The sequence below is a fragment of the Geodermatophilus sp. SYSU D00525 genome (assembly GCF_054050475.1).
On sequence record NZ_JBJGZK010000001.1, the window covers coordinates 371,167 to 395,405 of the forward strand.

The 24,239-nt window shown below is 76.1% G+C and carries 22 protein-coding genes; 11 read left to right on the forward strand and 11 right to left on the reverse strand.

Annotation, left to right across the window (positions count from 1 at the left end; all coding sequences use genetic code 11):
• Nucleotides 1–4 precede the first annotated feature (4 nt).
• Genes ACI796_RS01770 through ACI796_RS01780 form a run of 3 tightly spaced genes read right to left on the reverse strand, consistent with a single transcriptional unit; the run spans nt 5 to nt 2,884 of the window.
• The gene (locus tag ACI796_RS01770; RefSeq protein WP_456939539.1) at nt 5–1,486 is read right to left on the reverse strand and encodes a mannitol dehydrogenase family protein; all 1,482 of its coding nucleotides are present in this window, start codon (nt 1,484–1,486) and stop codon (nt 5–7) included.
• A gap of 34 nt (nt 1,487–1,520) precedes the next feature.
• Nucleotides 1,521–2,465, reverse strand: coding sequence for a ribonuclease Z (locus tag ACI796_RS01775; RefSeq protein ID WP_456939581.1), 945 nt, complete (start codon nt 2,463–2,465; stop codon nt 1,521–1,523).
• 47 nt (nt 2,466–2,512) lie between these two features.
• Nucleotides 2,513–2,884, reverse strand: a complete 372-nt coding sequence (locus ACI796_RS01780) for a TFIIB-type zinc ribbon-containing protein (protein WP_456939540.1) — start codon at nt 2,882–2,884, stop codon at nt 2,513–2,515.
• Nucleotides 2,885–2,947: 63 nt separating this feature from the next.
• Between ACI796_RS01780 and ACI796_RS01785 the strand changes: the two genes are divergently transcribed.
• Nucleotides 2,948–4,018: a DUF3616 domain-containing protein gene (locus ACI796_RS01785; RefSeq protein ID WP_456939541.1), complete on the forward strand. Its 1,071-nt coding sequence runs from the start codon at nt 2,948–2,950 to the stop codon at nt 4,016–4,018.
• Nucleotides 4,019–4,022: 4 nt separating this feature from the next.
• Here the strand turns inward: ACI796_RS01785 and ACI796_RS01790 are convergent, their stop codons facing one another.
• On the reverse strand, nt 4,023–5,195 hold the full coding sequence (locus tag ACI796_RS01790; protein ID WP_456939542.1) for an MFS transporter: 1,173 nt from the start codon (nt 5,193–5,195) through the stop codon (nt 4,023–4,025).
• A 137-nt stretch (nt 5,196–5,332) separates the two neighbouring features.
• On the opposite strand from ACI796_RS01790, the gene ACI796_RS01795 reads away from it, so the two are divergent.
• The 4 genes from ACI796_RS01795 (at nt 5,333) to ACI796_RS01810 (ending at nt 10,939) form a co-directional block, all read left to right on the forward strand.
• Complete coding sequence (locus ACI796_RS01795; RefSeq protein ID WP_456939543.1) at nt 5,333–6,991, forward strand: carboxylesterase/lipase family protein; 1,659 nt, start codon at nt 5,333–5,335, stop codon at nt 6,989–6,991.
• Nucleotides 6,992–7,197: 206 nt separating this feature from the next.
• Nucleotides 7,198–8,373: an acyl-CoA dehydrogenase family protein gene (locus tag ACI796_RS01800; RefSeq protein WP_456939544.1), complete on the forward strand. Its 1,176-nt coding sequence runs from the start codon at nt 7,198–7,200 to the stop codon at nt 8,371–8,373.
• Between the two features lie 7 nt (nt 8,374–8,380).
• Nucleotides 8,381–9,532 (forward strand): acyl-CoA dehydrogenase family protein, encoded by a 1,152-nt coding sequence (locus ACI796_RS01805; protein ID WP_456939545.1) that lies wholly within the window; start codon nt 8,381–8,383, stop codon nt 9,530–9,532.
• 150 nt (nt 9,533–9,682) lie between these two features.
• A complete protein-coding gene (locus ACI796_RS01810) occupies nt 9,683–10,939 on the forward strand; it encodes a serine hydrolase domain-containing protein (protein ID WP_456939546.1) in 1,257 nt (418 codons plus the stop codon).
• Here the strand turns inward: ACI796_RS01810 and ACI796_RS01815 are convergent.
• Nucleotides 10,936–11,757, reverse strand: coding sequence for an HDOD domain-containing protein (locus ACI796_RS01815; RefSeq protein WP_456939547.1), 822 nt, complete (start codon nt 11,755–11,757; stop codon nt 10,936–10,938). The genes ACI796_RS01810 and ACI796_RS01815 overlap by 4 nt on opposite strands.
• Nucleotides 11,754–13,817, reverse strand: a complete 2,064-nt coding sequence (locus ACI796_RS01820) for a putative bifunctional diguanylate cyclase/phosphodiesterase (RefSeq protein ID WP_456939548.1) — start codon at nt 13,815–13,817, stop codon at nt 11,754–11,756. Before ACI796_RS01820 ends, ACI796_RS01815 begins: the two co-directional genes overlap by 4 nt.
• Nucleotides 13,818–14,106: 289 nt before the next feature.
• Here ACI796_RS01820 and ACI796_RS01825 point away from each other — a divergent pair, with 289 nt between their 5' ends.
• The 4 genes from ACI796_RS01825 to ACI796_RS01840 are packed head-to-tail and all read left to right on the forward strand — an operon-like array spanning nt 14,107 to nt 17,958.
• A complete protein-coding gene (locus ACI796_RS01825) occupies nt 14,107–15,651 on the forward strand; it encodes a Re/Si-specific NAD(P)(+) transhydrogenase subunit alpha (RefSeq protein WP_456939549.1) in 1,545 nt (514 codons plus the stop codon).
• 5 nt (nt 15,652–15,656) lie between these two features.
• The gene (pntB, locus tag ACI796_RS01830; RefSeq protein ID WP_456939550.1) at nt 15,657–17,066 is read left to right on the forward strand and encodes a Re/Si-specific NAD(P)(+) transhydrogenase subunit beta; all 1,410 of its coding nucleotides are present in this window, start codon (nt 15,657–15,659) and stop codon (nt 17,064–17,066) included.
• Nucleotides 17,063–17,461, forward strand: coding sequence for a hypothetical protein (locus ACI796_RS01835; RefSeq protein WP_456939551.1), 399 nt, complete (start codon nt 17,063–17,065; stop codon nt 17,459–17,461). The genes pntB and ACI796_RS01835 overlap by 4 nt, the downstream gene beginning before the upstream one ends.
• A gap of 38 nt (nt 17,462–17,499) precedes the next feature.
• Nucleotides 17,500–17,958 (forward strand): hypothetical protein, encoded by a 459-nt coding sequence (locus ACI796_RS01840; RefSeq protein ID WP_456939552.1) that lies wholly within the window; start codon nt 17,500–17,502, stop codon nt 17,956–17,958.
• On the opposite strand, the gene ACI796_RS01845 is transcribed toward ACI796_RS01840, so the two are convergent.
• Nucleotides 17,879–18,775: a pentapeptide repeat-containing protein gene (locus tag ACI796_RS01845; RefSeq protein WP_456939553.1), complete on the reverse strand. Its 897-nt coding sequence runs from the start codon at nt 18,773–18,775 to the stop codon at nt 17,879–17,881. The genes ACI796_RS01840 and ACI796_RS01845 overlap by 80 nt on opposite strands.
• Nucleotides 18,776–18,935: 160 nt before the next feature.
• On the opposite strand from ACI796_RS01845, the gene ACI796_RS01850 reads away from it, so the two are divergent.
• Nucleotides 18,936–19,328: a VOC family protein gene (locus ACI796_RS01850; RefSeq protein ID WP_456939554.1), complete on the forward strand. Its 393-nt coding sequence runs from the start codon at nt 18,936–18,938 to the stop codon at nt 19,326–19,328.
• 42 nt (nt 19,329–19,370) lie between these two features.
• Here ACI796_RS01850 and argG read toward each other — a convergent pair whose 3' ends face one another.
• Entirely contained in the window at nt 19,371–20,819 is a 1,449-nt protein-coding gene (argG, locus tag ACI796_RS01855) for an argininosuccinate synthase (RefSeq protein WP_456939555.1), read from the reverse strand.
• An 81-nt stretch (nt 20,820–20,900) separates the two neighbouring features.
• Between argG and ACI796_RS01860 the strand changes: the two genes are divergently transcribed.
• On the forward strand, nt 20,901–22,172 hold the full coding sequence (locus ACI796_RS01860; protein WP_456939556.1) for a M18 family aminopeptidase: 1,272 nt from the start codon (nt 20,901–20,903) through the stop codon (nt 22,170–22,172).
• Here the strand turns inward: ACI796_RS01860 and ACI796_RS01865 are convergent.
• The 3 genes from ACI796_RS01865 to ACI796_RS01875 form a co-directional block, all read right to left on the reverse strand.
• Entirely contained in the window at nt 22,160–22,588 is a 429-nt protein-coding gene (locus ACI796_RS01865; RefSeq protein WP_456939557.1) for a hypothetical protein, read from the reverse strand. The genes ACI796_RS01860 and ACI796_RS01865 overlap by 13 nt on opposite strands.
• A 65-nt stretch (nt 22,589–22,653) precedes the next feature.
• Nucleotides 22,654–23,382 (reverse strand): DUF72 domain-containing protein, encoded by a 729-nt coding sequence (locus tag ACI796_RS01870; protein WP_456939558.1) that lies wholly within the window; start codon nt 23,380–23,382, stop codon nt 22,654–22,656.
• 16 nt (nt 23,383–23,398) lie between these two features.
• Nucleotides 23,399–24,238 carry an SDR family NAD(P)-dependent oxidoreductase gene (locus ACI796_RS01875; protein WP_456939559.1) on the reverse strand — a complete coding sequence of 280 codons (840 nt, stop codon included), beginning with the start codon at nt 24,236–24,238 and terminating at the stop codon, nt 23,399–23,401.
• Between the last annotated feature and the right edge of the window lies 1 nt (nt 24,239).

Consider the following 24,239-nt stretch of genomic DNA (forward strand, 5'->3'; position numbering starts at 1 on the left):
CTTGCTACCCCTCTCCCAGCGGTCCGCGGAGGAGTTCCGCCACGGTGGCCGCCGCCCCGCGGGTGCGCAGCGAGTCCAGCGCCGCCGCGTAGGCGGCCGTGAAGCGGGGCCGGTCGCCGAGGTCACCGAACAGCTCGCGGTCGGTCAGCGGGGCGAGCGGGTCCTCCCGGGACCGGCGCGCCGCGGCGACCAGGCGGTCGCGGCGGGCGTCGACCAGCCCGGCCGCGTCCCCGCGCCGCTCGAGCGCGTGCACCCACGCCGCGACCACCGCCGCCGAGCGCCGCACCTCGCCGCCCCGGTCGAGGTTCGCGCGCAGCACCGGGAACAGGAACTGCGGCAGCCGGTCGGAGGCGTGCTCGACGAGCCGGGCGAGGGTGTCGCGCACGTGCGGGTTGCCGAAGCGGGTGACCAGCTCGGCGCGGTAGCGGCGCAGGTCGGTGCCCGGGACCGGCGGCAGCGTCGGCGTCCCTTCCTCCTCCAGGTAGCCGACCAGCAGCTCGCGCAGCAGCGGGTCGCGGATCGCCTCGTGCACGTGCTCGTGGCCGAGCAGCGGGCCGAGGTGGCCGAGCACCTGGTGACCGGCGTTGAGCAGCCGCAGTTTCATCAGCTCGTACGGCGCGACGTCGCCGACCACCTGCACGCCGACGTCCTCCAGCGGCGGCCGCCCGGCCGGGAACGCGTCCTCCAGCACCCACTGCGTCCACGGCTCGCACACCACCGGCCAGAGGTCCTCGACGCCGAAGGTCGCGGCGAGCCGGGCGCGGTCGTCGTCGGTGGTGAGCGGGGTGATCCGGTCGACCATCGACGACGGGAACGGCACCTCCCGGGCCACCCACTCGCCGAGGGCGTCGTCGCGCAGCCCGGCGAAGGCGGCGAAGCTGCGCCGGGCCAGGTCGCCGTTGCCGGGGACGTTGTCGCAGGAGGCGACGGCGAACGGCGGGAGCCCGCGGGCGCGGCGGCGCACCAGCGCCTCGGTGACCAGGCCGAACACCGTCGCCGGCGCGGCGTCCGGCCGCAGGTCGGCGAGCACGGCGGGCGCCGTCGCGTCGAACTCGCCGGTGGCCGCGGACGCGTTGTAGCCGCCCTCGGTCACGGTCAGCGTGACGATCCGGGTGCCCGGCGCCGCCATCGCCTCGACCACCGCCCCGGGGTCGTCCGGCGCGAGCCGGTAGCCCACCAGCGAGCCGACCACCCGGGCGGTGAGGTGACCGTCGGGGTGCTTCTCGACCAGCGTGTACAGGCGGTCCTGCGCGGCCATGACCTCGGCCATCCGGCGGTCCGCGGGCAGCACGCCGACCCCGCAGACCCCCCAGTCCTGCGCCGCGCCGGCCTCGAGCAGCCGGTCCAGGTACAGCGCCTGGTGCGCCCGGTGGAAGCCGCCGACGCCGAGGTGGACCACCCCCGCCCGCACCGCGGCGCGGTCGTAGCGCGGCGTCCACACCGACGCGGGCAGCTCGCCCAGCGTCGCGGCGCTCAGCCGGGTCATCGGCGCTCCTCGGGCTCCGGGTCGGGACCTGCCCCTACCCCGCCCGGGCGGGCACCGGCACCCGCTGCAGGTCGGCGGCCACGACGAGGTCGCCGTCGAACTCCTCCCGCGCCTCGTCCGCGAAGGCGCGCGGGTCGGCGTAGCGCTGGGAGAAGTGGGTGAGCACCAGCGTGCGCACCCCTGCCTGCGCGGCGACCCGGGCGGCCTCGCGGGCGGTGAGGTGCCCGTACCGCTGGGCCAGCGCCGCGTCGGCGGCGAGGAACGTCGCCTCGACCAGCAGCAGGTCCGCGCGGTCGGCGAGGGCGGGGACGGCGTCGCACATGCGGGTGTCCATGACGAAGGCGAACCGCTGCCCGGGCCGGGGCGCGCTGACCTCGGCCAGCCGCACCGTCCGCTCCCCCACCCGCAGCACCCCCTCGCGCTGCAGCCGGCCGACGTCGGGACCGGCGACGCCCGCCCCGGCCAGCCGGTCCGGGAGCATCCGGACGCCGTCGGGCTCGGTCAGCCGGTAGCCGAAGGACTCGACCGGGTGGCTGAGCCGGCACGCCTCGAGGACGCCGGCGGGGTCGTCGGCCAGCCGGCCGTCCCCGGACACCGGCTCCTCGCGGATCTCGGCGAGGTCGGCGAACGGGGTGGCGTGCCGCAGCCGGTCGAAGAAGGCCTGCCCCGACGCCGGGTAGTGCGCGACCACCGGGTGCGCGACGCCGTCCAGCGACATCCGCTGCACGACGCCGGGCAGGCCCAGGCAGTGGTCGCCGTGGAAGTGGCTGAGCAGGATCCGGTGGACGGCGCTGCTGGGCACCCCGGCCAGCAGCATCTGCCGCTGGGTGCCCTCGCCGGGGTCGAACAGGAAGCCGCGGCCGTCCCAGCGCAGCAGGTACCCGTTGTGGTTGCGGGTGCGGGTGGGCGCCTGGCTCGCGGTGCCGAGCACGACCAGCTCCCGCGCCGCAGGTGAGGTGCTGGAACGGCCTCCCTCCAGGGTCCCGCGCCGAGCCTGCGAGGCGTGGGGGGAAGGGAGGTCCTCCATCAGCCGAACAGGTCGGACAGGAAGGACTCCTTGCGCTTCTTGCCGTGCGAGCCGTAGGAGCCGTGCGACGACGAGTGCGAGGACCCGCGCACCGCGCCGAGCACCTCGTTCACCACGGCACCGAGCCCCGCGCCACCGGCGGCCGGGTACTGGCCGCCGTGCTGCTGCGGTGCGCCGTGCTGCTGGGGCGGCTGCTGGGCACCGTGGCCGCCGGACGGTGCGGCGTGCCAGGAGTTCTCGGCGTCGATGAGCCGCTCGAGCTCCCCGCGGTCGAGGAAGATGCCCCGGCACTCGGTGCACTGGTCGACGTGGACGCCGTTGCGCTCGTAGGTGCGCATCGTGCCGTGGCACTTGGGACAGACGAGTTCCATGCCGCACGGTACGACGCACGCGGGACCCCCGGAGACCGGGACCGCGTGCCAGGGTGCGCGCCCGTGAGCACAGAGCGCACGGTGACCCTCCGCTTCGGCACGGCCTCCCGGCGGAGCACCACCCACACCAACCTCTCCGCCGTCCGCAGCGACGGGCCGGTCCTGTGGGTGGCCGGCGACGAGACCGCCACGATCGAGCGGCTGGTGGCCGACGACCCCGCCTCCCCCACCCGCTACGACGGGCAGACCACCTTCTCCCTCGCCGACCTGGTGCCGCTGCCCGGCGGCACCGGCCCCGGGGTCGAGGAGGAGGCCGACATCGAGGGCCTGGCCCGCACCGGCGACGCGCTGTGGGCGGTCGGCTCGCACAGCCTGCGCCGCCGCCGCATCCGCGACGAGCACGACGGCGAGCAGGCGCTGCGCCGCCTGGCGCGGGTCACCGGCCAGCCGCGCCGGCAGGTGCTGGTGCGCATCCCCGTGGTCGACGTCGACGGGCTGCCCACCCTGGTCAAGGACGACGGCACCCACGGCGCCGCCGTCTTCGGCACCCGGGGCAGGGACCTGCGCGACCTGCTCGCCGACGACGAGCACCTCGCCCCGTTCCTCCCCATCCCGGGCAAGGACAACGGCCTCGACGTGGAGGGCATCGCGGTCTCCGGCGAGCGGGTCTTCCTCGGCCTGCGCGGCCCGGTGCTGCGCGGCTGGGCGGTGGTGCTCGAGCTGCGGCCGGAGGTCGACGAGCGCGACCCCACCCGGCTGCGGCTGCGGCGGTTCCCCGGCGGCCGCCGCTACCGCAAGCACGTGCTGCGGCTGGCGGGCCTGGGGGTGCGCGACCTGTGCCCGCAGGGCGAGGACCTGCTGGTGCTCGCCGGCCCGACCATGGACCTCGACGGGCCGGTGTACGTCTACCGCTGGCACGGCGCCCTCACGGCTGAGGAGCCGACCGTCGTCCGCGGCGACCTGCTCACCCGCGAACTGGCGCTGCCCTTCGGGGACGGCGACGACCACGCCGAGGGCATCGGCCTGCTCGGCGACCCCGCCGACGGCCGACTGCTGGTCGTCCACGACAGCCCGGCGCCGGCGCGGCTCACCGACGACGGCGGCGTGCTCGCCGACGTCGTCCGGCTGCCCTGAGCCGCTACCCCACCCGCACCGGCCTGGCGGCGACCACCCCGGCCGCCGCCAGGCCGAGGCCGACGGCGAGCAGGAGCAGCAGCGGCGCGGTCCACCCGCCGGTGGCCTCCGACAGCGCGCCGACGACGACCGGGCCGAGTGCGCCGAGGCCGTAACCGACCAGCTGGCTCATGCCCGACAGCCGGGCCGCGGCGTCGGCGTCGGCGGCGCGCAGCACCACGAGGGTGACCGCCAGCGCGATGCCCGCGCCCTGCGCCAGCCCGCCGACGACCGCCCACGCGGGCCACGCCCCCGGCGCCACGAGCAGCCCGGCGACGGGCACCACCCACAGCGCGGCGACCCCGAGCGCGAGCCCGGCCTGCCCGGACGTGCGGGCGAGGACGGCCGGCACCAGCAGGCTGCCCGCGATGCCGAGCGCCTGGTAGACCGAGGCGGCCACCGAGCCGGTGGCGGCGTCGGTGCCGGCGCGGTCGGCCAGCAGCGTCGGCAGCCACGCGGTGAGCGAGAAGTACAGCGTGGAGTGCAGCGCCTGCACCGCGGTCACCGCCCACGCGGTCGGCGACCGCCACAGCGGCCGCGCGCCGCCGGACCGTACGGACGGGGCGGGGCCGGCGGCGTCGGCGTCGCGCGCGGCCGCCGCCCAGACGACCGCCGCGGCGACGGCGAGCACCCCCTCCGCGGCGAGCGCGCCCCGCCAGCCGAGCACCGCCGCCAGCGGTGCGGTGAACGCCGCGCCCGCGGCGGCGCCGGCTACCAGGGCCGCGGTGTACAGGCCGGTCACCGTGCCCGCGCGCCGGCCGAACCCGGCCTTGACCACGGCGGGGAGCAGCACGTTGCCCACCGTCATGGCCGCGCCGGCGAGGAAGGTGCCGGCCAGCAGCACCGGGGCGCCGTCGAGGACCCGCAGCCCCTGCGCGACCGCGAGCAGCACCAGCGAGCCGAGGACGGCCGCGCCCGCGCCGGCCCGGCGCCCGACGGCGGCCGCGGCCGGCGCCAGCAGCGCGAAGCACAGCACCGGCAGCGTGGTCAGCAGGCCGGCGGCGGCCGCGGACAGGCCGAGGTCGCCGCGGACGTCGTCGAGGACGGGGCCGACGGCGGCGATCGCGCCCCGCAGGTTGAGCGCCGTCAGCAGGACGGCGGCCAGCAGCAGCCGGCCGCCGGGGGACGCGGCCGGCACGGCCCCATCCTGCGCCGCCGCCCGCGGACCCGCCGGTTCCGGACCCGGTGCGGATCGTGAAACACGAGCCGCTAGTGTCCCAGCCGTCGGTGGCCCGGGTCACACCGTCGTACCGGGCCGGAACGCTGGAGGTCTCCTTGCCCCTCTCCGTCCCCCGGCGGCTGCGCAGGTCGCTGCTCGCCCTCCTCGCCGGCACCGCGCTCACCGCGGGCGCCGTCGCCGCCGCCGCTCCGGCCGGCGCCGCCCCTGGCGGCCCGCGTGACCGCGCGCCGCTGGTCGTCCAGACCGACGGCGGCGCCGTCCAGGGCAGCCGGCCCGGCGACCACCGCCTCTTCGAGGGCATCCCCTACGCCGCCCCGCCGGTCGGCGAGCTGCGCTTCCGCCCGCCACAGCCGGCCGCCGGCTGGTCCGGCACCCTCGACGCGACCGAGCCGGGCAGCCCCTGCCCGCAGGTGTCGAGCCTGACCAACCCGACCTCCTCGACGGACGAGGACTGCCTGTACCTCAACGTCACGACCCCGTCGGGGCTGGCCACCGACCGGCGCGACCTGCCGGTGATGGTGTGGATCCACGGCGGCTCCTGGCGCACCGGCAGCGGCGACCGCTACGACGCCGGTGCGCTGGCGCTCGAGGGCGACGTCGTCGTCGTGACGGTCAACTACCGGCTCGGCCCGTTCGGCTTCCTGGCCCAGGACGACCTGTCCGCGGCCATCGGCGGCGCGGGCTCCGGCAGCGCCGGGCTGCTCGACCAGCAGGCCGCCCTGCGGTGGGTGCAGCGCAACGTCGCGGCCTTCGGCGGCGACCCGGACAACGTGACGATCTTCGGCGAGTCGGCCGGCGCGTCCTCGGTGTGCGCGCAGCTGGCCTCCCCCACGGCCGCCGGCCTGTTCGACAAGGCCATCGCGCAGAGCTACAGCTGCGCGACCCGGTACGCGACGCTCGACGAGGCCGAGACCGTCGGCGCGGGCGTGGCGGCCGCCGTCGGGTGCACGGGCAGCGGGCCGGCCGTCGTCGCCTGCCTCCAGGCCGCTCCCGTGTCCACGCTGCTGTCCCGGTGGCCGGCGAGCGGCGGTTCGTTCGTCGTCGGCGGGTCGTCGCTGCCGGTCCAGCCGGCCGACGCCATCGCCTCGGGGAACTGGAACCGGGTGCCGGTCGTCCACGGCAACCTGCAGGACGAGAACACGCTGTTCACCCCGCTGGGCATCCCGACGGCGCAGCTGCCGCGGTACCTGGACCCGGCGGCGCACGACGCGATCCTGGCCGAGCGGTTCGGTCCCCGGGCCGGCGAGGTGGCGGCGCGGTACCCGCTGGCGGAGTACGGCTCGCCGCTGCGGGTGCTCGCCGCGGTCGCGAGCGACACCGGCAGCGCGCTGTCGACCTGCCAGCACGTCGACGCCTACGAGGCACTCGACCAGCGGCCGCGCAACGACCGGGTGTACGCCTACCAGTTCCGCGACCAGGGCGCCGACCCGCTGCTGGACTTCTCGCGGGCGCCGTTCTCCTTCCCCGCGGGGCTGTACGACGAGGGCGCGCAGCACGCCGGCGAGCTGCCCTACCTCTTCCCCGGCCTGTTCGGGGACGGGCTGACCGCCGAGCAGCAGCAGCTGGCGACGACGATGGTGCGCTACTGGACCAACTTCGCCGCCACCGGCAACCCCAACGGCAGCGGCGTGCCGGCCTGGCACCGGTACTCCGGCCCGTCCGACGTCCAGGGCCTGGACGTCGCCTCGCAGGGCGGCGTCGGCCCGGTCGACGTCGCCGCGGACGCGGACTGCGCGTTCTGGGCGGGCCGCTGAGCACCTGAGTACCTGAACAGCACGCGCCCGAACACCACCCCGGGCCCCGGGAGCGGCACGTCCGGTGACCGCCACCCGGGGCCCGGGGCTCGTCCCGCCCCGCCCGCCCCACGCCCCGAGAGCCGGATCTACTGATCGGTAACAGATGTGGGATCGTCGGGGAACACGTCGAGACGGCGTCACACCGCCGTCAGGAGAGAGGTCCCATGCGGTTGCAGCTTTCCCCGGAGATGGAGGCCTTCCGGGATGAGATGCGCACCTTCTTCACCACCCAGGTGCCGCAGGAGATCCGCGACACCGTCGCGGCCCACCGCCACCTGACCCGCGACCAGTACGTCGAGGCCCAGCGCGTCCTCAACGCCGCCGGCCTGGCGGTGCCGCACTGGCCGGTCGAGCATGGCGGCCGGGACTGGACGCCGCTGCAGCGCCACATCTGGCGCGAGGAGATGCAGCTGGCCAACGTCCCCGAGCCGCTCGCGTTCAACGCCAGCATGATCGGCCCGGTCATCGCGAGCTTCGGCAACCAGGAGCAGAAGGAGCGCTTCCTGGCCAAGACCGCGAACCTCGACATCTGGTGGTGCCAGGGCTTCTCGGAGCCCGACGCCGGCTCCGACCTCGCCTCGCTGCGCACCACCGCCGTCCGCGACGGCGACGACTGGGTGGTCAACGGCCAGAAGACCTGGACCACCCTCGGCCAGTACGCCGACTGGATCTTCTGCCTGGTCCGCACCGACCCGTCCGCCGAGAAGAAGCAGCGCGGCATCTCGATGCTGGTCTTCCCGATGGACACCCCCGGCGTGACCCTGCGGCCGATCCAGCTGATCGACGGCGGCCACGAGGTCAACGAGGTCTTCTTCGAGGACGTCCGCGTGCCCGCCGAGAACCTGATCGGCGAGGAGAACCGCGGCTGGGACTACGCCAAGTTCCTGCTCGGCAACGAGCGCGTGGGCATCGCCCGCGTCGGCGCCACCAAGAAGCTGATCGCCCAGGCCAAGCAGCACGCCCGCGAGGTCGTCGTCGGCGGCCGGCCGCTGTCGCAGGACCCGCGCCTGACCGCGCGCATCGCCGAGCTGGAGAACGAGCTGCTGGCCCTGGAGCTGACCGCCCTGCGCGTGGTCGCCAACTCCGCCGACGGCAAGCCGCACCCGGCGTCCTCGGTGCTCAAGCTGCGCGGCTCGGAGCTGCAGCAGGCCGCCACCGAGCTGCTCGTCGACATCGCCGGCCCGCTGTCGGTCGCGTCCTTCGCCGACGGCGGCTCGCAGGTGCCCCAGTGGGCCCGGGTGGCCACGCCGGAGTACCTGAACTACCGCAAGGTCTCCATCTACGGGGGCTCCAACGAGGTCCAGCGGACCATCATCGCCGGCACGATCCTGGGGCTGTGAGCTAGCAGTGGACTTCCAGTACGACAGCGAGCAGAACGACCTCCGCGAGGCCGTCGCGGGCCTGCTGGGCCGCGCCTACGGCGACAGCGAGCGGCGCCGCCAGGTGGTCGCCACCGACCCCGGCTTCGACGAGAAGACCTGGGCGCAGCTGGCCGAGATGGGCGTGCTCGGGCTGCCCTTCGCCGAGGAGGACGGCGGCATGGGCGCCGGCCCGATCGAGGTGGCCCTGGTCGCCGAGGAGATCGGCCGCGTGCTCGCGCCCGAGCCGTTCGTCGAGGCCGTGGTCCTGGCCGGCGGCCTCGTCGCCGCCGTGGGCACCGCCGAGCAGCGGGCGGCGGTCCTCGGGCCGCTGTCCGAGGGCGCCAGCGTGCTCGCCGCGGCACTCGCCGAGCCCGGCACCCGGTGGAGCCCCGCGGCGTCGGCCGTGACCGCCACGCAGGACGGCGGCACCTGGCGGCTGACCGGCGTCAAGGAGCCGGTGCCGAACGGCGCCCGCGCCGACGTCCTCGTCGTCAGCGCGGTGACCGGGGGCGGCACCGCCCTGTTCCTCGTCCGGGGCGACGCCGAGGGCCTGACCCGCACCGGCTACCGCACCCACGACGGCACCCGCGCGGCCAACGTCACCCTCGACGGCACCCCCGCCGAGCTGCTCGGCGAGGGCAGCGCGGACCGCACCGCCGACGTCGAGCGGGCGCAGGCCCTGGCCCGGATCGCCTACAGCGCCGAGGCCGTCGGGGCGATGGACACCGCGCTGAAGACCACCGCGGAGTACCTGAAGACCCGCAAGCAGTTCGGCGTCACGCTCAACCGGTTCCAGGCGCTGACCTTCCGCGCGGCGGACATGTACGTGTCCCTGGAGCTGGCCCGCAGCACCGCGCTGTGGGCGAGCATGGTGGCCGACACCGGCGGGGACGTCGTCACCGCCGCCGACCGCGCCCGGCTGCAGACCAGCCGCGCCGGCCGGCACGTCGGCAAGGAGGCCATCCAGCTGCACGGTGGCATCGGCGTCACCGCGGAGTACTCGGTCGGCCACTACACCAGCCGCCTGACCGCGATCGACCACCTGCTCGGCGACGGTGACTGGGCCGCCGACCGGCTGGCGTCGACCGTGGACTCCTACCCGACGGTCGACCCGCTGGGCGCGCCCTACACCGGCTGACGAAGGACCCCGTCCTCCCCACCCTCCGCACGCTCGGGGCGGGACCCGGGACGGGGCCGTTCCCGCACCTCACCGGCAGCGGCCGGCGTCCCCTCCCCCGGGGCGCCGGCCGTCGCCGTTCTTGGCCGCCGAGCACCTAGGGTCCGGCGGGTGCTCACCTGGCTCCTGCTCCCCGCCGTGCTCGCGACCGTCCTCGCCTGGGTCGCGGCGCGGCTGGTCCGGCGGCGCGCCCGGGGCCGCCGCGCCGGCCGGGTCGCCGCCGTCCTGGTCGCCGTCCTCGCCTGGGTCGCCGTCGCCGCGGGCGGGCTGCAGGTCTGGGCGCGGGCGTCGCTGGACTCCTCCGGCATCGCCCGCGCGATCGTGTGGATGGACGCCGACGTCGACGACCGGCTCCGGTTCCCCGAGCTGCCGGTCCCGGCCGGCGACACCCCGCTGGCGCTGACCGCCGGCTCGCTGCCCGGCGGCGTCCTCGACGAGGTGACCGTCCCCGGCGGCGGCACCGAGGACCTCGCGACGCTGCTCGACCGCACGCAGACGACGGCCTTCGTCGTGCTGCGCGGCGACGAGGTGCTGCTCGAGCGCTACGGCGCCGGCGGCTCCCGCGAGACGCCGATGACGTCGTTCTCGGTGGCCAAGTCGGTGCTGTCCACGCTGGTCGGCCTGGCGATCGACCGCGGCGCGATCGGCGGCCTGGACGACCCGGTCACCGAGTACGTGCCCGAGCTGCTCGACCGCGACTCGCGCTTCGGCGAGATCACGCTGCGGCACCTGGTGACCATGTCGTCGGGCCTGTCCTACGAGGAGGAGGGCCTGCCCTGGAGCGACGACGCGCTCACCTACTACGACGTCGACCTGCGGCGGCTGGCCCTGTCGGCCGAGGTCGCGCGGGAGCCGGGGCGGGAGTGGCTGTACTGCAACTACAACCCGCTGCTGATGGGCCTGGTGCTGGAGCGCGCCGTCGGCGAGCCGGTCGAGGACTTCGCCGCCGAGGCGCTGTGGGGCCCGATGGGCGCCGAGGCGGACGCGAGCTGGAGCGCCGACAGCGCGGCCAGCGGGTTCCCCAAGATGGAGAGCGGGTTCAACGCCCGGGCGCGCGACTACGCCCGATTCGGGCTGCTGTTCGCCCGGGAGGGCCGCGCCGGCGACCGGCAGGTCGTGCCCGCCGGCTGGGTCGCCGAGGCCACCGCGCGGGACACCTCCGGCGACCCGGCCGAGCACTACCAGTACTGGTGGTGGGTCGACACCGAGCGTGAGGGGCGCTCCTACGCCCGCGGCAACAAGGGCCAGTACGTCTACGTCGACCCGGCGACCGACGTCGTCGTGGTCCGGCTCGGCCGCGAGGAGGGCGTCGACGACTGGCCGGCCGTGCTCCGCGACGTGGCCGACCGGGTGGGCGCGGCGGGTTAGTCGCCCACCACCGCGCGGCGCAGGTCGTCGGCGTCGGCGCGGACCTGGTCGAGCACGGCCGCGACGCCGTCCTCGCGCAGCAGCCCGCCGGTGAGCCGCTCGACCGGCACCGGCACGTGCGCCGGATCGGCGTACCGGGCGCCGAGCTCGAACGCGACCCGCAGCAGGGCGCCCTCGGCGGAGGTGGGGTCGTCGACGGCGGCCAGCGGGGCGACCATCGCCGGCGGGAAGCCCCACTGCTCCAGTGCCACCGCGGACAGCCGCAGCGCGGAGATGCCGTACCGGCACACCTCCGCGGTCCGCCGGGCGGCGAACGGGCGCTGCGCGGCGGCCAGCTCGCGGTAGCCCTCGGGGTCGTCGGCGTGCAGCAGCGCCACGCCGACCTGGGCGAGCAGCCCGAGGCACAGCGCGTCCTGCGGCCGGCTCCCGAACCGCGGGGCCAGCGCGGAGGCGGCCAGCGCGATGCCGGTGCTGGTCTCCCAGAACCCGTCGGGCAACTGCGACTCGTCGTCCAGGCAGGTCAGCGCCACCGTCGCCATCGTCCGCACCGCGGTGAAGCCGACGACGGTGACGGCGAACTGCAGCGTCGTCGCCCGGCCGCTCATGCCGAAGTACGCCGAGTTGGCCAGCTTCATCACCCGGCCGGCCAGGGCGACGTCGCCGGCGAGCACCTCGGCGAGCGTGCGAGCGCTGGCGTCCTCGGTGCTGGCGACCGCCACCACCTGCGCGGCGACGGTGTGCTGCGCGGCCATGGTGTCGATGCCGGCGAGCAGCCGGTCCAGGTCGACCGCCGGGCGGGTCAGGGGCACCGCGGTCACCGGGCACCCACCCAGGCGGCGGTGGCGGCGCCGTCCATCGGCTCGGCCAGCGAGAAGCCCTGCAGGTAGGTGGCCCCGAGCGCGGTCAGCGCGGCCGCCTGGGCCGGCGTGGCCACGCCCTCCGCGACGGTGGACAGGCCCAGGCTGCGCGCCAGCGCGATGACGGCGGTGGCGATCTCGGCGTGCCCGTCGGCGAGCTCGGCCACGAAGGACCGGTCCACCTTGAGGCAGTCGACCGGCAGGTGGCGCAGGTAGGCCAGCGACGAGTAACCGGTGCCGAAGTCGTCGATCGCCAGCGCCACCCCGAGGTCGCGCAGCTGCTGCAGCAACGCCCGCGCGGCGACCGGGTCGGTCATGAGCGCGGACTCGGTGATCTCGATCGACAGGCGGGCCGGGGCGACGCCGTGCCGGTCCAGGGCGGCGACCACCTCGCCCGGCAGGGCGGCGTCCAGCTGCAGCGCCGAGACGTTGACGTTCACCCGTGGTGGGGCGGCGGCGCCGAGCTCGCGGTCCCACGCGGCGACCTGCCGGCACGCCTCGTCCAGGACCAGCAGGCCCAGCGCGCCGACGAGGCCGCTCTCCTCGGCCAGCGGCACGAACGTCGCCGGGCTGATCGGCCCCCGCGCGAGGTGCACCCAGCGCGCCAGCGCCTCCACCGCCTCCAGCGAGCCGTCGGCGGCGGAGACGATGGGCTGGTAGTGCAGGCCGATCTGCCGCCGCTCGATCGCGTCCCGCAGGTCGGCGACCATGCGCAGCTTGTCGCGGGCCTCGGCGCGGCCGGCCCGGTCCAGCACCCGCACCCGGCCCTTGCCGCCGGCCTTGGCCTGGTACATGGCGATGTCGCAGTCGCGGACCAGGTCCGCGGCGTCGGCGTGCTCGGGGGCCTGCACGGTGACGCCCACGCTGCAGTGCGGCCGGAACCGCACCCCGGCCAGGTGCACCGGCACCGCGAGCGCGGCGACGATGCGCTCGGCCAGCGCGGCGGCGTCGGCCTCGTCGACGTCCTCGCAGACGACGACGAACTCGTCCCCGCCGAAGCGGGCGACCAGGTCGCCGGGGCGGACCGTGGCGCGCAGCCGCCCGGCCACCTCCACCAGCAGCTCGTCGCCGGCCTCGTGGCCGAGCGAGTCGTTGACCACCTTGAAGTCGTCGAGGTCCAGGAACAGGCAGGCGAGCCCGCGGCCCCCGGCGGCGAACCGGGCGGCGAGGTGCTGGTCGAGCAGCGTGCGGTTGGGCAGGCCGGTCAGCGGGTCGTGCTGGGCCTGGTGGGCCAGCCGCGCCTCGAACACCATCCGGTCGGTGACGTCCTCGACGGTGCCGAGGAAGCCCGCACCGGCGCCCGGGGTGAAGACGTGGCCGAAGCGCAGCACGGTGGCCCGCTCGGTGCCGTCGGGGCGCACCAGGCGCGCCCGCACCTCGCCGTCCCCGCCCTCGAGGACGGCGGCCACGACCTCGACGACGGCGCCGAGGTCGTCCTCGTGCACGCAGCCGGTCCACCCGGTGCCCAGCAGGACCTCGGCGGGCCGCCCGGCCAGCCGGCAGAACGCGTCGTTGACGTGCGCCAGCCGCATGCCCTGCTCGGACAGCAGCGTCGGGACCGGTGAGCGCTCGCTGAGGGTGGCGAAGCGGCGCTCGGCGGCGTCGGCGGTGGCGCGCGACACCCGGTCGGCCTCCGCGGCCCCGGGCGTGACCACCAGCGTCCACGCGTCCCCGGCCGGCGCGGGGGTCGCCCGCACGACGGCGTCGGTCAGGCCGCCGCCCGCGGTGCGGACCGGCAGGGCCAGCCGGGAGGTGTGCTCGCGGCGCAGCAGCAGCGGGAGCTCGCCGGCGGCGAGCGTGGGGAGCAGGTGGGCGACCGGCAGCCCGGCCAGGCCCGCGGGTCCGGGGCCGAGCAGCCGGACGGCGCCCTCGTTCGCCCAGGTGACCCGGGGGGCGCCCCCGACGGTCTCGGCCACGAGCAGGGCGGTGCCCTCGCCCGCCGCCGCCGCGGAGAAGACCGCGGCCACCACCTCCGGGGTCGCGGCACCGGCCGGACCCGTCACGGGCGGGCTGGTGGGCACGGGCGTCCTCCTGGGCCGGGGCGGCCTGCACGGCCGGTGTCCCCGCACGGGGACACCCCCGCTGCGTCGGCACCCGCGGGGCCGGGCTCCAGCCGGGGACGCCGCCCCCTCACCCCGAGGGGTGGGTCCGCGCCGCCTGCGATCCGCGTCACGATCGTGTGCCGGGGGGCGAGGGATGCCGGGTGCGCCTGTCACCATGCAGCCCCGGGGTGGCAGAGCCCGCCGCCCCCGCAGCACCACCCAGGCCCCGCCGGCAACGACGCCGGCCCGAGCTGTCGTTGGAGTGCGCGTGCTCATCGGTGTCCCCGCAGAGACCCGGCGGAACGAGACGCGGGTCGCGGCGACCCCCGCGAGCGTCGGCCGGCTGTGCGCCCTCGGCCACGAGGTCCTCGTCCAGGCCGGCGCCGGGGAGGCGGCCAGCTGCCCCGACGAGGCCTACGTCGCCGCCGGCGCCCGGATCGGCCCGGCGGCCGAGGCGTGGGGCGCCGACGTCGTCCTGCACGTCAACGCCCCCACCCTCGACGAGGTCGCCCTGCTGCGCCCGGACGCGGTGCTGGTCAGCCTGCTCGCCCCGGCCCTGGCGCCCGAGCTGCTCGACGCGCTGACCGCCCGCGGCGTCACCGCCCTGGCGATGGACGCCGTCCCCCGCATCTCCCGCGCCCAGTCACTGGACGTGCTGTCCTCGATGGCCAACATCGCCGGCTACCGGGCCGTCGTCGAGGCCGCGCACGCCTTCGGCCGGTTCTTCACCGGCCAGGTCACCGCGGCGGGCAAGGTGCCGCCGGCCAAGGTGTTCGTCGCCGGCGCCGGCGTCGCGGGACTGGCCGCCATCGGCGCGGCGAGCAGCCTCGGCGCGATCGTGCGCGCGACCGACGTCCGGCCCGAGGTCGCCGAGCAGGTGCGCTCCCTGGGCGGCGAGTACGTCGGCGTCCCGGCCGACGAGGGCGAGACCCAGGCCAGCGGCACCGGCTACGCGTCGGTGACCAGCGAGGACTTCGACGCGCGTGCGGCGGTCATGTACGCCGAGCAGGCCCGCGACGTCGACGTCGTCATCACCACCGCGCTCATCCCCGGCCGACCGGCGCCCCGGCTGCTCACCGAGGACATGGTGGCGAGCATGAAGCCGGGCTCGGTGGTCGTGGACATGGCCGCCGCCCAGGGCGGCAACGTGGCGGGCTCGGTGCCCGACGAGGTGGTCGTGACCCCGAACGGCGTCACGATCATCGGCTACACCGACCTGCCGGCCCGGCTGCCGGCGCAGTCCTCGCAGCTGTTCGCCACCAACCTGGTCAACCTGCTCACGCTGCTCACCCCCGGCAAGGACGGGCGGTTGGTCCTCGACCTCGACGACGTCGTCCAGCGGGCGATGACCGTGACCCGCGACGGCGAGCTGCTGTGGCCCCCGCCGCCGGTGCAGGTCTCGGCCGCCCCCGTCGCCGCCGCGGCACCGCCACCGGCGCCGCTGCCGCCTCCCGAGAGGAGGGCGGCGACGCCTCAGCGGCGGGCCGCGCTCGTCGGCCTGGCCGGCGCGCTGCTGTTCCTGCTGGCCGCCTTCTCCCCCGACCAGCTCATCGGCAACCTGACGGTGTTCGCCCTCGCCGTCGTCGTCGGCTTCTACGTCATCGGTCACGTGCACCACGCGCTGCACACCCCGCTGATGAGCGTCACCAACGCGATCTCCGGGATCATCGTGGTCGGCGCCCTGCTGCAACTGGGGCACGTCAGCACCGTGGTCACCGTGCTCGCGTTCCTCGCCGTCCTGCTGGCCAGCATCAACGTGTTCGGCGGCTTCGCGGTGACCCGCCGCATGCTCGGCATGTTCCGGAGGGCCTGACCGCCATGACCGCCACCAGCGCCGCGTCCGCGGCCTACATCGTCGCCGGCCTGCTGTTCGTCCTGAGCCTGGCCGGCCTGTCGAAGCACGAGACCGCCAAGGCCGGCAACGCCTACGGCATCGCCGGCATGGCCATCGCCCTGGTCGCCACCGTCGGGCTGGCCTGGCACGACGGCGACGCGCTCGCCGTCGGGCTGATCGCCGTCGCCATGGCCCTCGGCGCGGCCATCGGCCTGTGGCGGGCGCGCATCGTCGAGATGACCGGCATGCCCGAGCTCATCGCGCTGCTGCACAGCTTCGTCGGCCTGGCCGCGGTGCTGGTCGGCTGGAACGGCTACCTGTCGGTCGAGGGCGCCCCCGCCGGCGAGGCCGAGGAGCTGGGCCTACCGGTCGGCATCCACTCCGCCGAGGTCGCGATCGGCGTCTTCATCGGCGCGGTCACCTTCACCGGCTCGATCGTCGCGTTCCTCAAGCTGTCGGCCCGGATCAAGAGCAACCCGCTGGTGCTGCCGGGCAAGAACGCGCTCAACCTCGGCGCGCTCGCGGCGTTCGCCGTCCTCACCGTCGTCTTCGTCGTCTCGCCGGACCTGGGCGTGCTGGCCGGGCTGACCGTGCTGGCGCTGGCGCTCGGCTGGCACCTGGTCGCCTCGATCGGCGGCGGCGACATGCCGGTCGTCGTCTCGATGCTCAACAGCTACTCCGGCTGGGCGGCCGCGGCGTCGGGCTTCCTGCTCGACAACGACCTGCTGATCATCACCGGCGCGCTGGTCGGCTCCTCGGGTGCCTACCTCTCCTACATCATGTGCCAGGCGATGAACCGCTCGTTCATCTCCGTCATCGCCGGCGGCTTCGGCAACGAGGGCAGCACCACCGGGTCCGGCACGGTCGAGGGCGAGCACACCGAGATCACCGCCGAGGACGTCGCGCAGCTGCTGCGCGACGCCGACAGCGTCGTCATCACCCCCGGCTACGGCATGGCGGTCGCCCACGCGCAGAACGCCGTCGCCGACCTCACCCGGACCCTGTCGGACAAGGGCGTGCCGGTCCGTTTCGGCATCCACCCGGTCGCCGGGCGGCTGCCCGGGCACATGAACGTGCTGCTCGCCGAGGCGAAGGTGCCCTACGACGTCGTCCTGGAGATGGACGAGATCAACGACGACTTCCCGAAGACGTCGGTCGTGCTGGTCATCGGCGCCAACGACACGGTCAACCCGGCCGCGGCCGAGGACCCCGGCAGCCCGATCGCCGGCATGCCGGTCCTGCACGTGTGGGAGGCCGAGCACGTCGTCGTGTTCAAGCGGTCGATGAGCACCGGCTACGCCGGCGTCCAGAACCCGCTGTTCTTCCGCGAGAACACCCGGATGCTGTTCGGCGACGCGCGCGAGCGCGTCGAGGACATCCTGCGGGCGCTGTGAGCGTGCTCGTCAGCCCCGCCTGGCTGATCGGCGGGCTGCGCAACGTGCCGGGCTTCCTGGCCACCGACGGGCGGGGGCTGGCGTTCGTCAGCGACACCCCGGTGTTCGACGTGCCGCTGGGCGCGGTCACCGACGTCTCGTGGCCGTGGTGGTGGTTCGGGGGCGGGCTCGAGCTCTCCGCGGCCGGGCAGCGGTGGAAGGTCACCTTCGTCCGGCCCAACGGGATGCCGCCGCCGCAGCCGTCGATGCTGGCGTCGTCGGTGGGGACCGTCGGGGTGCTCACCGGGACGCTGCCGCCGCACGTGCTCGCCGACCTCGACGCGCTGCGCGGGCTGGCCGACGTCCGCGACGGCCGCGCGGCCGGGAGGCGGTGGCGCGAGGTGCTGCCGGGCTGAGTTGCGTGTCCGGCCACGGGGGGACGACGGTTGCCGGTGTGGACCCCTTCCGTCTCGGCATGCCGAAGATCCCCGGCCTCACGGAGCTGCTCACGCTCCTGCAGACGCAGACCGAGGCGCTGGCCCAGCTGCCGCGCACGCTGACCGACCTCAACGCCGCCGTCCGCGAGCTGATCGCCGCGACCTCGACGGCGACGTCGGCCATCTCGTCGGCGCAGCGCACCGCCGAGCGGCTGGAGACCCTGGTCGGCGAGCTGGAGGAGCCGGTGCGGGCGCTCAAGCCGGGGCTGGAGCGGGTCGGGCGGGTGCTCGACGACCCCGCGGTGGAGGCGGTGCCGGACATCATCCGCACCATCGACGAGGACCTGATGCCGATGATCGCGACGCTGCGTCAGGCCCAGTCGCGGGTCGCCGGCGTCACCGGCCTGCTGCGCCGCCGCGGCCGCCCCGACGACCGCCCTGACGACCGCCCTGACGACGCGGACGCGGCCGGCTGACGCCCGCTCCCCAGTGCGCCGGCCGCCCGAGGACGGCGGGCAGCCGGGTGCCGCCGTCGCCGCGGGCGGCGGCCACCTGCGGGTGGGTGAGGAACAGCGCGCCGGTGAGGTCGGCGCCGCGGAGGTCGGCCGCGCGCAGGTCCGCGCCGAGGAGGTCGGTGGCGGTGAGGTCGGCGCCGCGCAGGTCCGCGCCGATCAGATAGGCGCCGCGCAGGCTCACCCCGCGGAGGTCGGTCCTCCGGAGGTCGGCGCCGACCAGGTCGGCGCCGCGCCGGTCCCGCCCGCCGGCGCGGACGGCGGCGCTGACCCGGCCCAGCAGCTCCCCCGCCGCCGCACGGACCGCTCCGGCGTCGACCGCTCCCAGCTCCCCGGGCGTCCCGGCGGCCAGCCGCTCGGTGCGCCCGAGCGCCGCGGTGACCTCGTCGTGCAGGCCGGCCGGCAGCGGGAGCGCGGCGGCCTCGGTGAGGTACCAGAGCAGCTCGTGCAACTGCCGCAGCACGGGGAACGCCGCCGCTACGCCGGGGTCGGCGGCCGGCTGCTCGACGGCGGCCACCTGCACCAGCCGCTGGCCGGCGCCGAAGCAGTCGAAGACCGTGCAGCCGGGGAAGCCGCGCTGCCGCAGGTCGGCGTGGATGCCGCAGCGGGCGTCCGCGGTGAGATGGACGCAGGCGCGGCCGGCCGGCTTGTCGACCGCGAAGTCCGCGGACGCGGCGAACGCCGGGAGCACGCAGCACAGGCCGGCGCACGAGGAGCAGTCGGCGGCCAGGTCCCGCCGCCGGTCGGCGGGGGCCACCGCCGACGGGGCGGGAGGGGTCACCGGTCCAGGGTAGGTGCGGGCCCCTCGGGGTCGAGATCGCGCGATCTCGCGCAGCCGGCGGGCCCTGGGGGTCGAGATCGCGCGATCTCGCACGTCCGGCGAGCCGGGAGCGGGCGAGATCGCGCGATCTCGGCGGCAGGGAGCCAGCAGGATGACGGGCGTGGACGTGCTGAGCAGCCGCGTGCTCCTGCGACCCACCGACGCCGAGCGCTCGCAGGCCTTCTACCGCGACGTGCTCGGGCTGGCCGTGTACCGCGAGTTCGGCCCGCCCGGGCACCGCGGGGTCGTCTTCTTCCTCGGCAACGGCCTGCTCGAGGTGTCCGGCCGGGCCGACGGGCGCCCGCGCGGGCTGGCGCTGTGGGTGCAGGTGCGCGACCTGGCCGCCGAGGTGGCGCGGCTGGCCGCGGTCGGCGTCCCCGTCGTCGCGGCGCCCGAGCGCAAGCCGTGGGGCCTGCTCGAGGCGACGGTCGAGGACCCCGACGGCGTGGCGATCGTGCTCGTCGAGGTCCCCGCCGACCACCCGCTCCGGGCCGACGTCCGCCCGACGGGTTGAGTCGCCGAGCGGGCGAGCGGCGTGGGAGGACGGGGTCCTCTCCTAGTCGGTGCCGGACTCCATCGCGGCGCGGTCGAGCAGCTCGTCGTCGGCCGGGGTGGTCCGGCCGGCGATCGCCCGTGCGCCGCCCTCGGTCATCCGGTCGATCAGGCCGGTGGCGGCCGCCTGCGCGGCGCCGATGACGGCCGGCTCGGCTCCGCCGCCGACCATGCCGAGCCGCGCGTACTGCTCGAGCTTGGCGCGGGAGTCGGCGATGTCGAGGTTGCGCATGGTCAGCTGGCCGATCCGGTCCGTCGGCCCGAACGCGGGGTCCTCGGTGCGCTCCATCGACAGCTTGTCCGGGTGGTAGCTGAACGCCGGGCCGGTGGTGTCGACGACCGACCAGTCCTCCCCGCGCCGCAGCCGCAGCGTGACCTCGCCGGTGACGGCCATGCCGACCCACCGCTGCAGCGACTCCCGCAGCATGAGCGCCTGGGGGTCCAGCCACCGGCCCTCGTACATGAGCCGGCCCAGCCGCCGGCCCTCGGTGTGGTAGGTGGCGAGGGTGTCCTCGTTGTGGATGGCGTTGACCAGCCGCTCGTAGGCGGCGTGCAGCAGCGCCATGCCCGGCGCCTCGTAGATGCCGCGGCTCTTGGCCTCGATGACCCGGTTCTCGATCTGGTCGGACATGCCCAGCCCGTGCCGGCCGCCGATCGCGTTGACCTCGAGCACCAGGTCGACGGCGGAGGCGTACTCCTTGCCGTTGACCGAGACCGGCCGCCCGTTGGCGAAGCCGATGGTCACGTCCTCGGGCTCGATCTCGACGGCGGGGTCCCAGAACCGGACGCCCATGATCGGCTCGACGATCTCGATGCTCGTGTCGAGGTGCTCGAGCCGCTTGGCCTCGTGGGTGGCGCCCCAGATGTTGGCGTCGGTCGAGTAGGCCTTCTCCGCGCTGTCCCGGTAGGGCAGGCCGTGCGCGGTCAGCCACTCCGACATCTCCTTGCGGCCGCCGAGCTCCTCGACGAACCGCGCGTCCAGCCACGGCTTGTAGATCCGCAGCGACGGGTTGGCCAGCAGGCCGTACCGGTAGAACCGCTCGATGTCGTTGCCCTTGAACGTCGAGCCGTCGCCCCAGATCTGGACGTCGTCCTCGAGCATGGCGCGCACCAGCAGCGTGCCGGTGACCGCGCGGCCCAGCGGGGTGGTGTTGAAGTAGCTGCGCCCGCCGGAGCGGATGTGGAACGCGCCGCAGGTCAGGGCCGCCAGGCCCTCCTCGACCAGCGCCTCCCGGCAGTCGACCAGCCGGGCGACCTCCGCGCCGTAGGCGGTGGCGCGGCCGGGCACCGACGCGATGTCCGGCTCGTCGTACTGCCCGATGTTCGCCGTGTAGGTGCAGGGGACGGCGCCGCGGTCGCGCATCCAGGCGACCGCCACGGAGGTGTCGAGACCACCGGAGAAGGCGATCCCGACGCGTTCGCCGACGGGCAGGGACGTGAGCACCTTGGACACGAGGAAGATTATGCACGACCACGCATGACCATTCACGGGTGGGGGTCGGGCCACCGGACCCCGTGGGGCAGGATCGCAGGAGTGCCGGACCTCTCCGCGGGCGACGATCTGCGCGCCCTCGTCGATGCCTCCCCCTCCCCGTTCCACGCCGTCGCCGAGCTCGCCCGCCGGCTGACCGCCGCCGGGTTCACCGAGCTGGCCGAGGCCGACGCGTGGGAGCTCGCCCCCGGCGGGGCGCACTACGTCGTGCGGCAGGGCAGCCTCGTCGCGTTCCGGCTGGGCAGCGCCCCGCTCCCCGAGGCCGGGATGCGGCTGGTCGGCGCGCACACCGACTCCCCCACGTTCAAGGTCCGCCCCCGGTCCGACGTCCGGCAGGCCGGCTACCGGCTGGTCGGCGTCGAGCCGTACGGCGGCGGGCTCTGGCACACCTGGCTGGACCGGGAGCTGACCGTCGCCGGGCGGGTGGCGCTGCGCGGCGGCCGCACCGCCCTGGTCCGGCTCGACGGCGCCCCGCTGCGGCTGCCGTCGCTGGCCATCCACCTCGACCGGAGCGTGCGCGAGGGGCTGACGCTGGACCCGCAGCGGCACCTGGTCCCGGTGTGGTCGCGGGACCTGGACACCGAGCCGGGGCTGACCGAGGCGCTCGCCGCGGCCGCCGGGGTCGCACCGGGGGACGTCGTCGGGCACGACCTGGTGCTGGCCGACACCCAGCCCGCGGCTCCCGCCGGCCCCGACGGCACCTGGATCGCGGCGCCGCGGCTGGACAACCTGGCCAGCTGCCACGCCGGCGTGACGGCGCTGGTCGGCGCCGCGCCCGGGGAGCGCACGCAGGTGCTGGTCGCCAACGACCACGAGGAGGTGGGCAGCGGCTCGATGTCCGGGGCGCGCGGCAGCTTCCTCGAGGACGTCGTCCGGCGGCTGGTCGGCGTCACCGCGCCCGGGGACCCGCAGGCGCTGCCCCGGACCCTCGCCCGGTCCCGGCTGGTCTCGGCGGACACGGCGCACGCCCTCCACCCGACCCGCTACGACCGGCACGAGCCCGCCCACGCCCCGCAGCTCGGCGGCGGCCCGGTGCTGAAGGTCAACGCCAACCAGGCCTACGCCACCGATGCGGCCGGCGGCGGCTGGTTCGCCGAGCGGTGCGCCGAGGCCGGGGTGCCGCTGCAGCACTTCGTCTCCCGCGCCGACCTGCCCTGCGGCTCGACGATCGGCCCGCTGACCGCCACCCGGCTGGGCGTGGCGACCGTCGACGTCGGCGCGCCGGTGCTGGCCATGCACTCCTGCCGGGAGCTGGCCTCGGCGCTCGACGTCCCGCTGGTGGTCGCCGCGCTCACCGCCTGCTACACCGGCTGAGCGGGCGGCTCCCGGTCGGCCGGGCGGTCGGCCGGGCGGTCGGGCCGGTCCGGCGGGGAGCGGCGGAGGACGTCGGCGAAGGACTCCTCCAGCCGCGCCCAGGTGCCGCTCCACTCGACGAGCGGCTCGAGGATCCGCTCGAAGACCGCCAGCTGCTCGTCGAAGGCCTGCAGCTGGCCCATCAGCCCCTCGATCAGCTGCCGCTGCGCCCGCACCGACGACGCGATCGACCGCACCTGCGCCGCCGACATCGCGCCGGGCGGGGAGGGCAGCCGCGGCAGCGCCAGCCCCGACGGCACGGCGCCGGCGGCCAGCCGGGTGGCCCGGTCGGTGAAGCCGCGCAGCTGCGCCACGAACTCCTCGACCGACCGCGCGACCAGCCCGCCGTCGCGGGGCCTGTCCTCGGACTCGCTCACGCGCACCTCCCCCGGCCCGCCCGCCCGGTCGGCGGGAACCGGCCCCAGTCTCGCGGGTGCGGACCTCAGCCGCCGGTCAGCGCGCGCAGCGTCTCCGCGTTCCGGACGGCGTGGCCGTACCCGTCGTTGTTGAAGTACGCGTACACCTCACGCCCCTGCCCGGCCCACTCGCCGATCCGGTCGGCCCACCAGCGCAGGTCGGCGTCGGGGTAGGAGCCGGCGTAGAGGTGGTGGGGGTCGGGGCCGTGCAGCCGGACGTAGACGAACGGCGCCGTCGCCCGCAGCACGCACGGCAGGCCGGCGCCGCTCATCACGCAGTACGCGGCACCGTGCCGCTCGAGCAGGGCGAACACGCCGTCGTCGTGCCAGCTGGGGTGCCGGAACTCCACGGCCACCCGCATCCAGTCCGGCAGCAGGCCGAGGAAGTGGTCGAGCCGGGCGTCGTCGCGGGCGGCGGCCGGGTGCAGCTGGACGAGCAGCACCGCCCGCCGGGGGCCGAGCTCGTGCCAGGCCGCGGTCATCCGCTCGACCCAGGCCTCAGGGGCGTACAGCCGCTTGGCGTGGGTCAGCCCGCGCGGGGCCTTGACCGACAGCCGGAAACCCTCGGGCAGCCGCTGCCGCCACGAGGCGAAGGTCGCGGTGCGCGGCCAGCGGTAGAAGCTCGCGTTGAGCTCCACGGTGCCGAACCGGTGGACGTAGTGGGCCAGCCGCTCCCGGGGGGGCGTCCCCGGTGGGTACAGGACGCCCTCCCAGTGGTCGTAGCTCCAGCCCGACGTGCCGACGTGGACGGCCACCGGCGCTCCCGCCCGGTCAGGCCCGGCGCAGGCCGGCCAGCCGGGTCGCGGCGGCGAGCACCCTCCCGTACGAGCCCGGCGCCAGGCGCACCAGGACGTCGGGGACGACGGCGCTGGCGCCGATGAGCAGCCGCGGCCGGCGCCGCTCCACCGCCTCGACGATCCGCTGCGCGGCGCGGTCGGCCGGATAGCGCAGCAGCTTCGCGAACTCCCGCTTGCCCCGCTCGGCCTCCGCGGGGTCCGCCCCGCTGGCCACGCGGGCGGACTCGGCGATGCGGGTGGCGATGCCGCCGGGGTGCACGCTGGTCACGCCGACGCCGTCCTCGGCCAGCTCGTGCCGCAACGCCTCGGTGAACCCGCGGACGGCGAACTTGCTCGACGCGTACGCCGCCTGCCCGGCCGGCGCCATGAGCCCGAACAGGCTGGAGACGTTGACCAGGTGCGACCCGGGGTGCGCCTTCAGGGTGGGCAGCAGCGCGTGGGTGAGCCGGACGGCGGCGCGGAAGTTGACGTCCATCACCCACTCGAACTCCTCGAGGGTCACCTGGTCGAACCGCCCGCCCAGCGCGACGCCGGCGTTGTTGACCAGCAGCGTCGTCCCCGGGTGCCCGGTGACGACCCGGCCGGCGGCCTCGCGCAGCTGCCCGGCGTCGGCGAGGTCGGCGACGACGGTGTCCACCGACCGGCCCGGGGAGGCCGCGCGCACCGACGCCGCGACGCCCTCGAGCCGCCCGGCGTCGCGGTCGACCAGCACGAGGTCGCTGCCGCGGGCGGCCAGCCGCGGGGCGAGCGCGGCGCCGATCCCGCTGGCCGCCCCGGTGACGACGGCGGTACCGGTGAAGGCGTAGGGGTGCACC

Bases quoted from the DNA above. Each gene is read 5' to 3' on its own strand.
- ACI796_RS01770 (WP_456939539.1), bottom strand. From the start codon at position 1,486: ATGACCCGGCTGAGCGCCGCGACGCTGGGCGAGCTGCCCGCGTCGGTG.
- ACI796_RS01780 (WP_456939540.1), bottom strand. From the start codon at position 2,884: ATGGAACTCGTCTGTCCCAAGTGCCACGGCACGATGCGCACCTACGAG.
- ACI796_RS01800 (WP_456939544.1), top strand. From the start codon at position 7,198: ATGCGGTTGCAGCTTTCCCCGGAGATGGAGGCCTTCCGGGATGAGATG.
- pntB (WP_456939550.1), top strand. From the start codon at position 15,657: ATGACCGCCACCAGCGCCGCGTCCGCGGCCTACATCGTCGCCGGCCTG.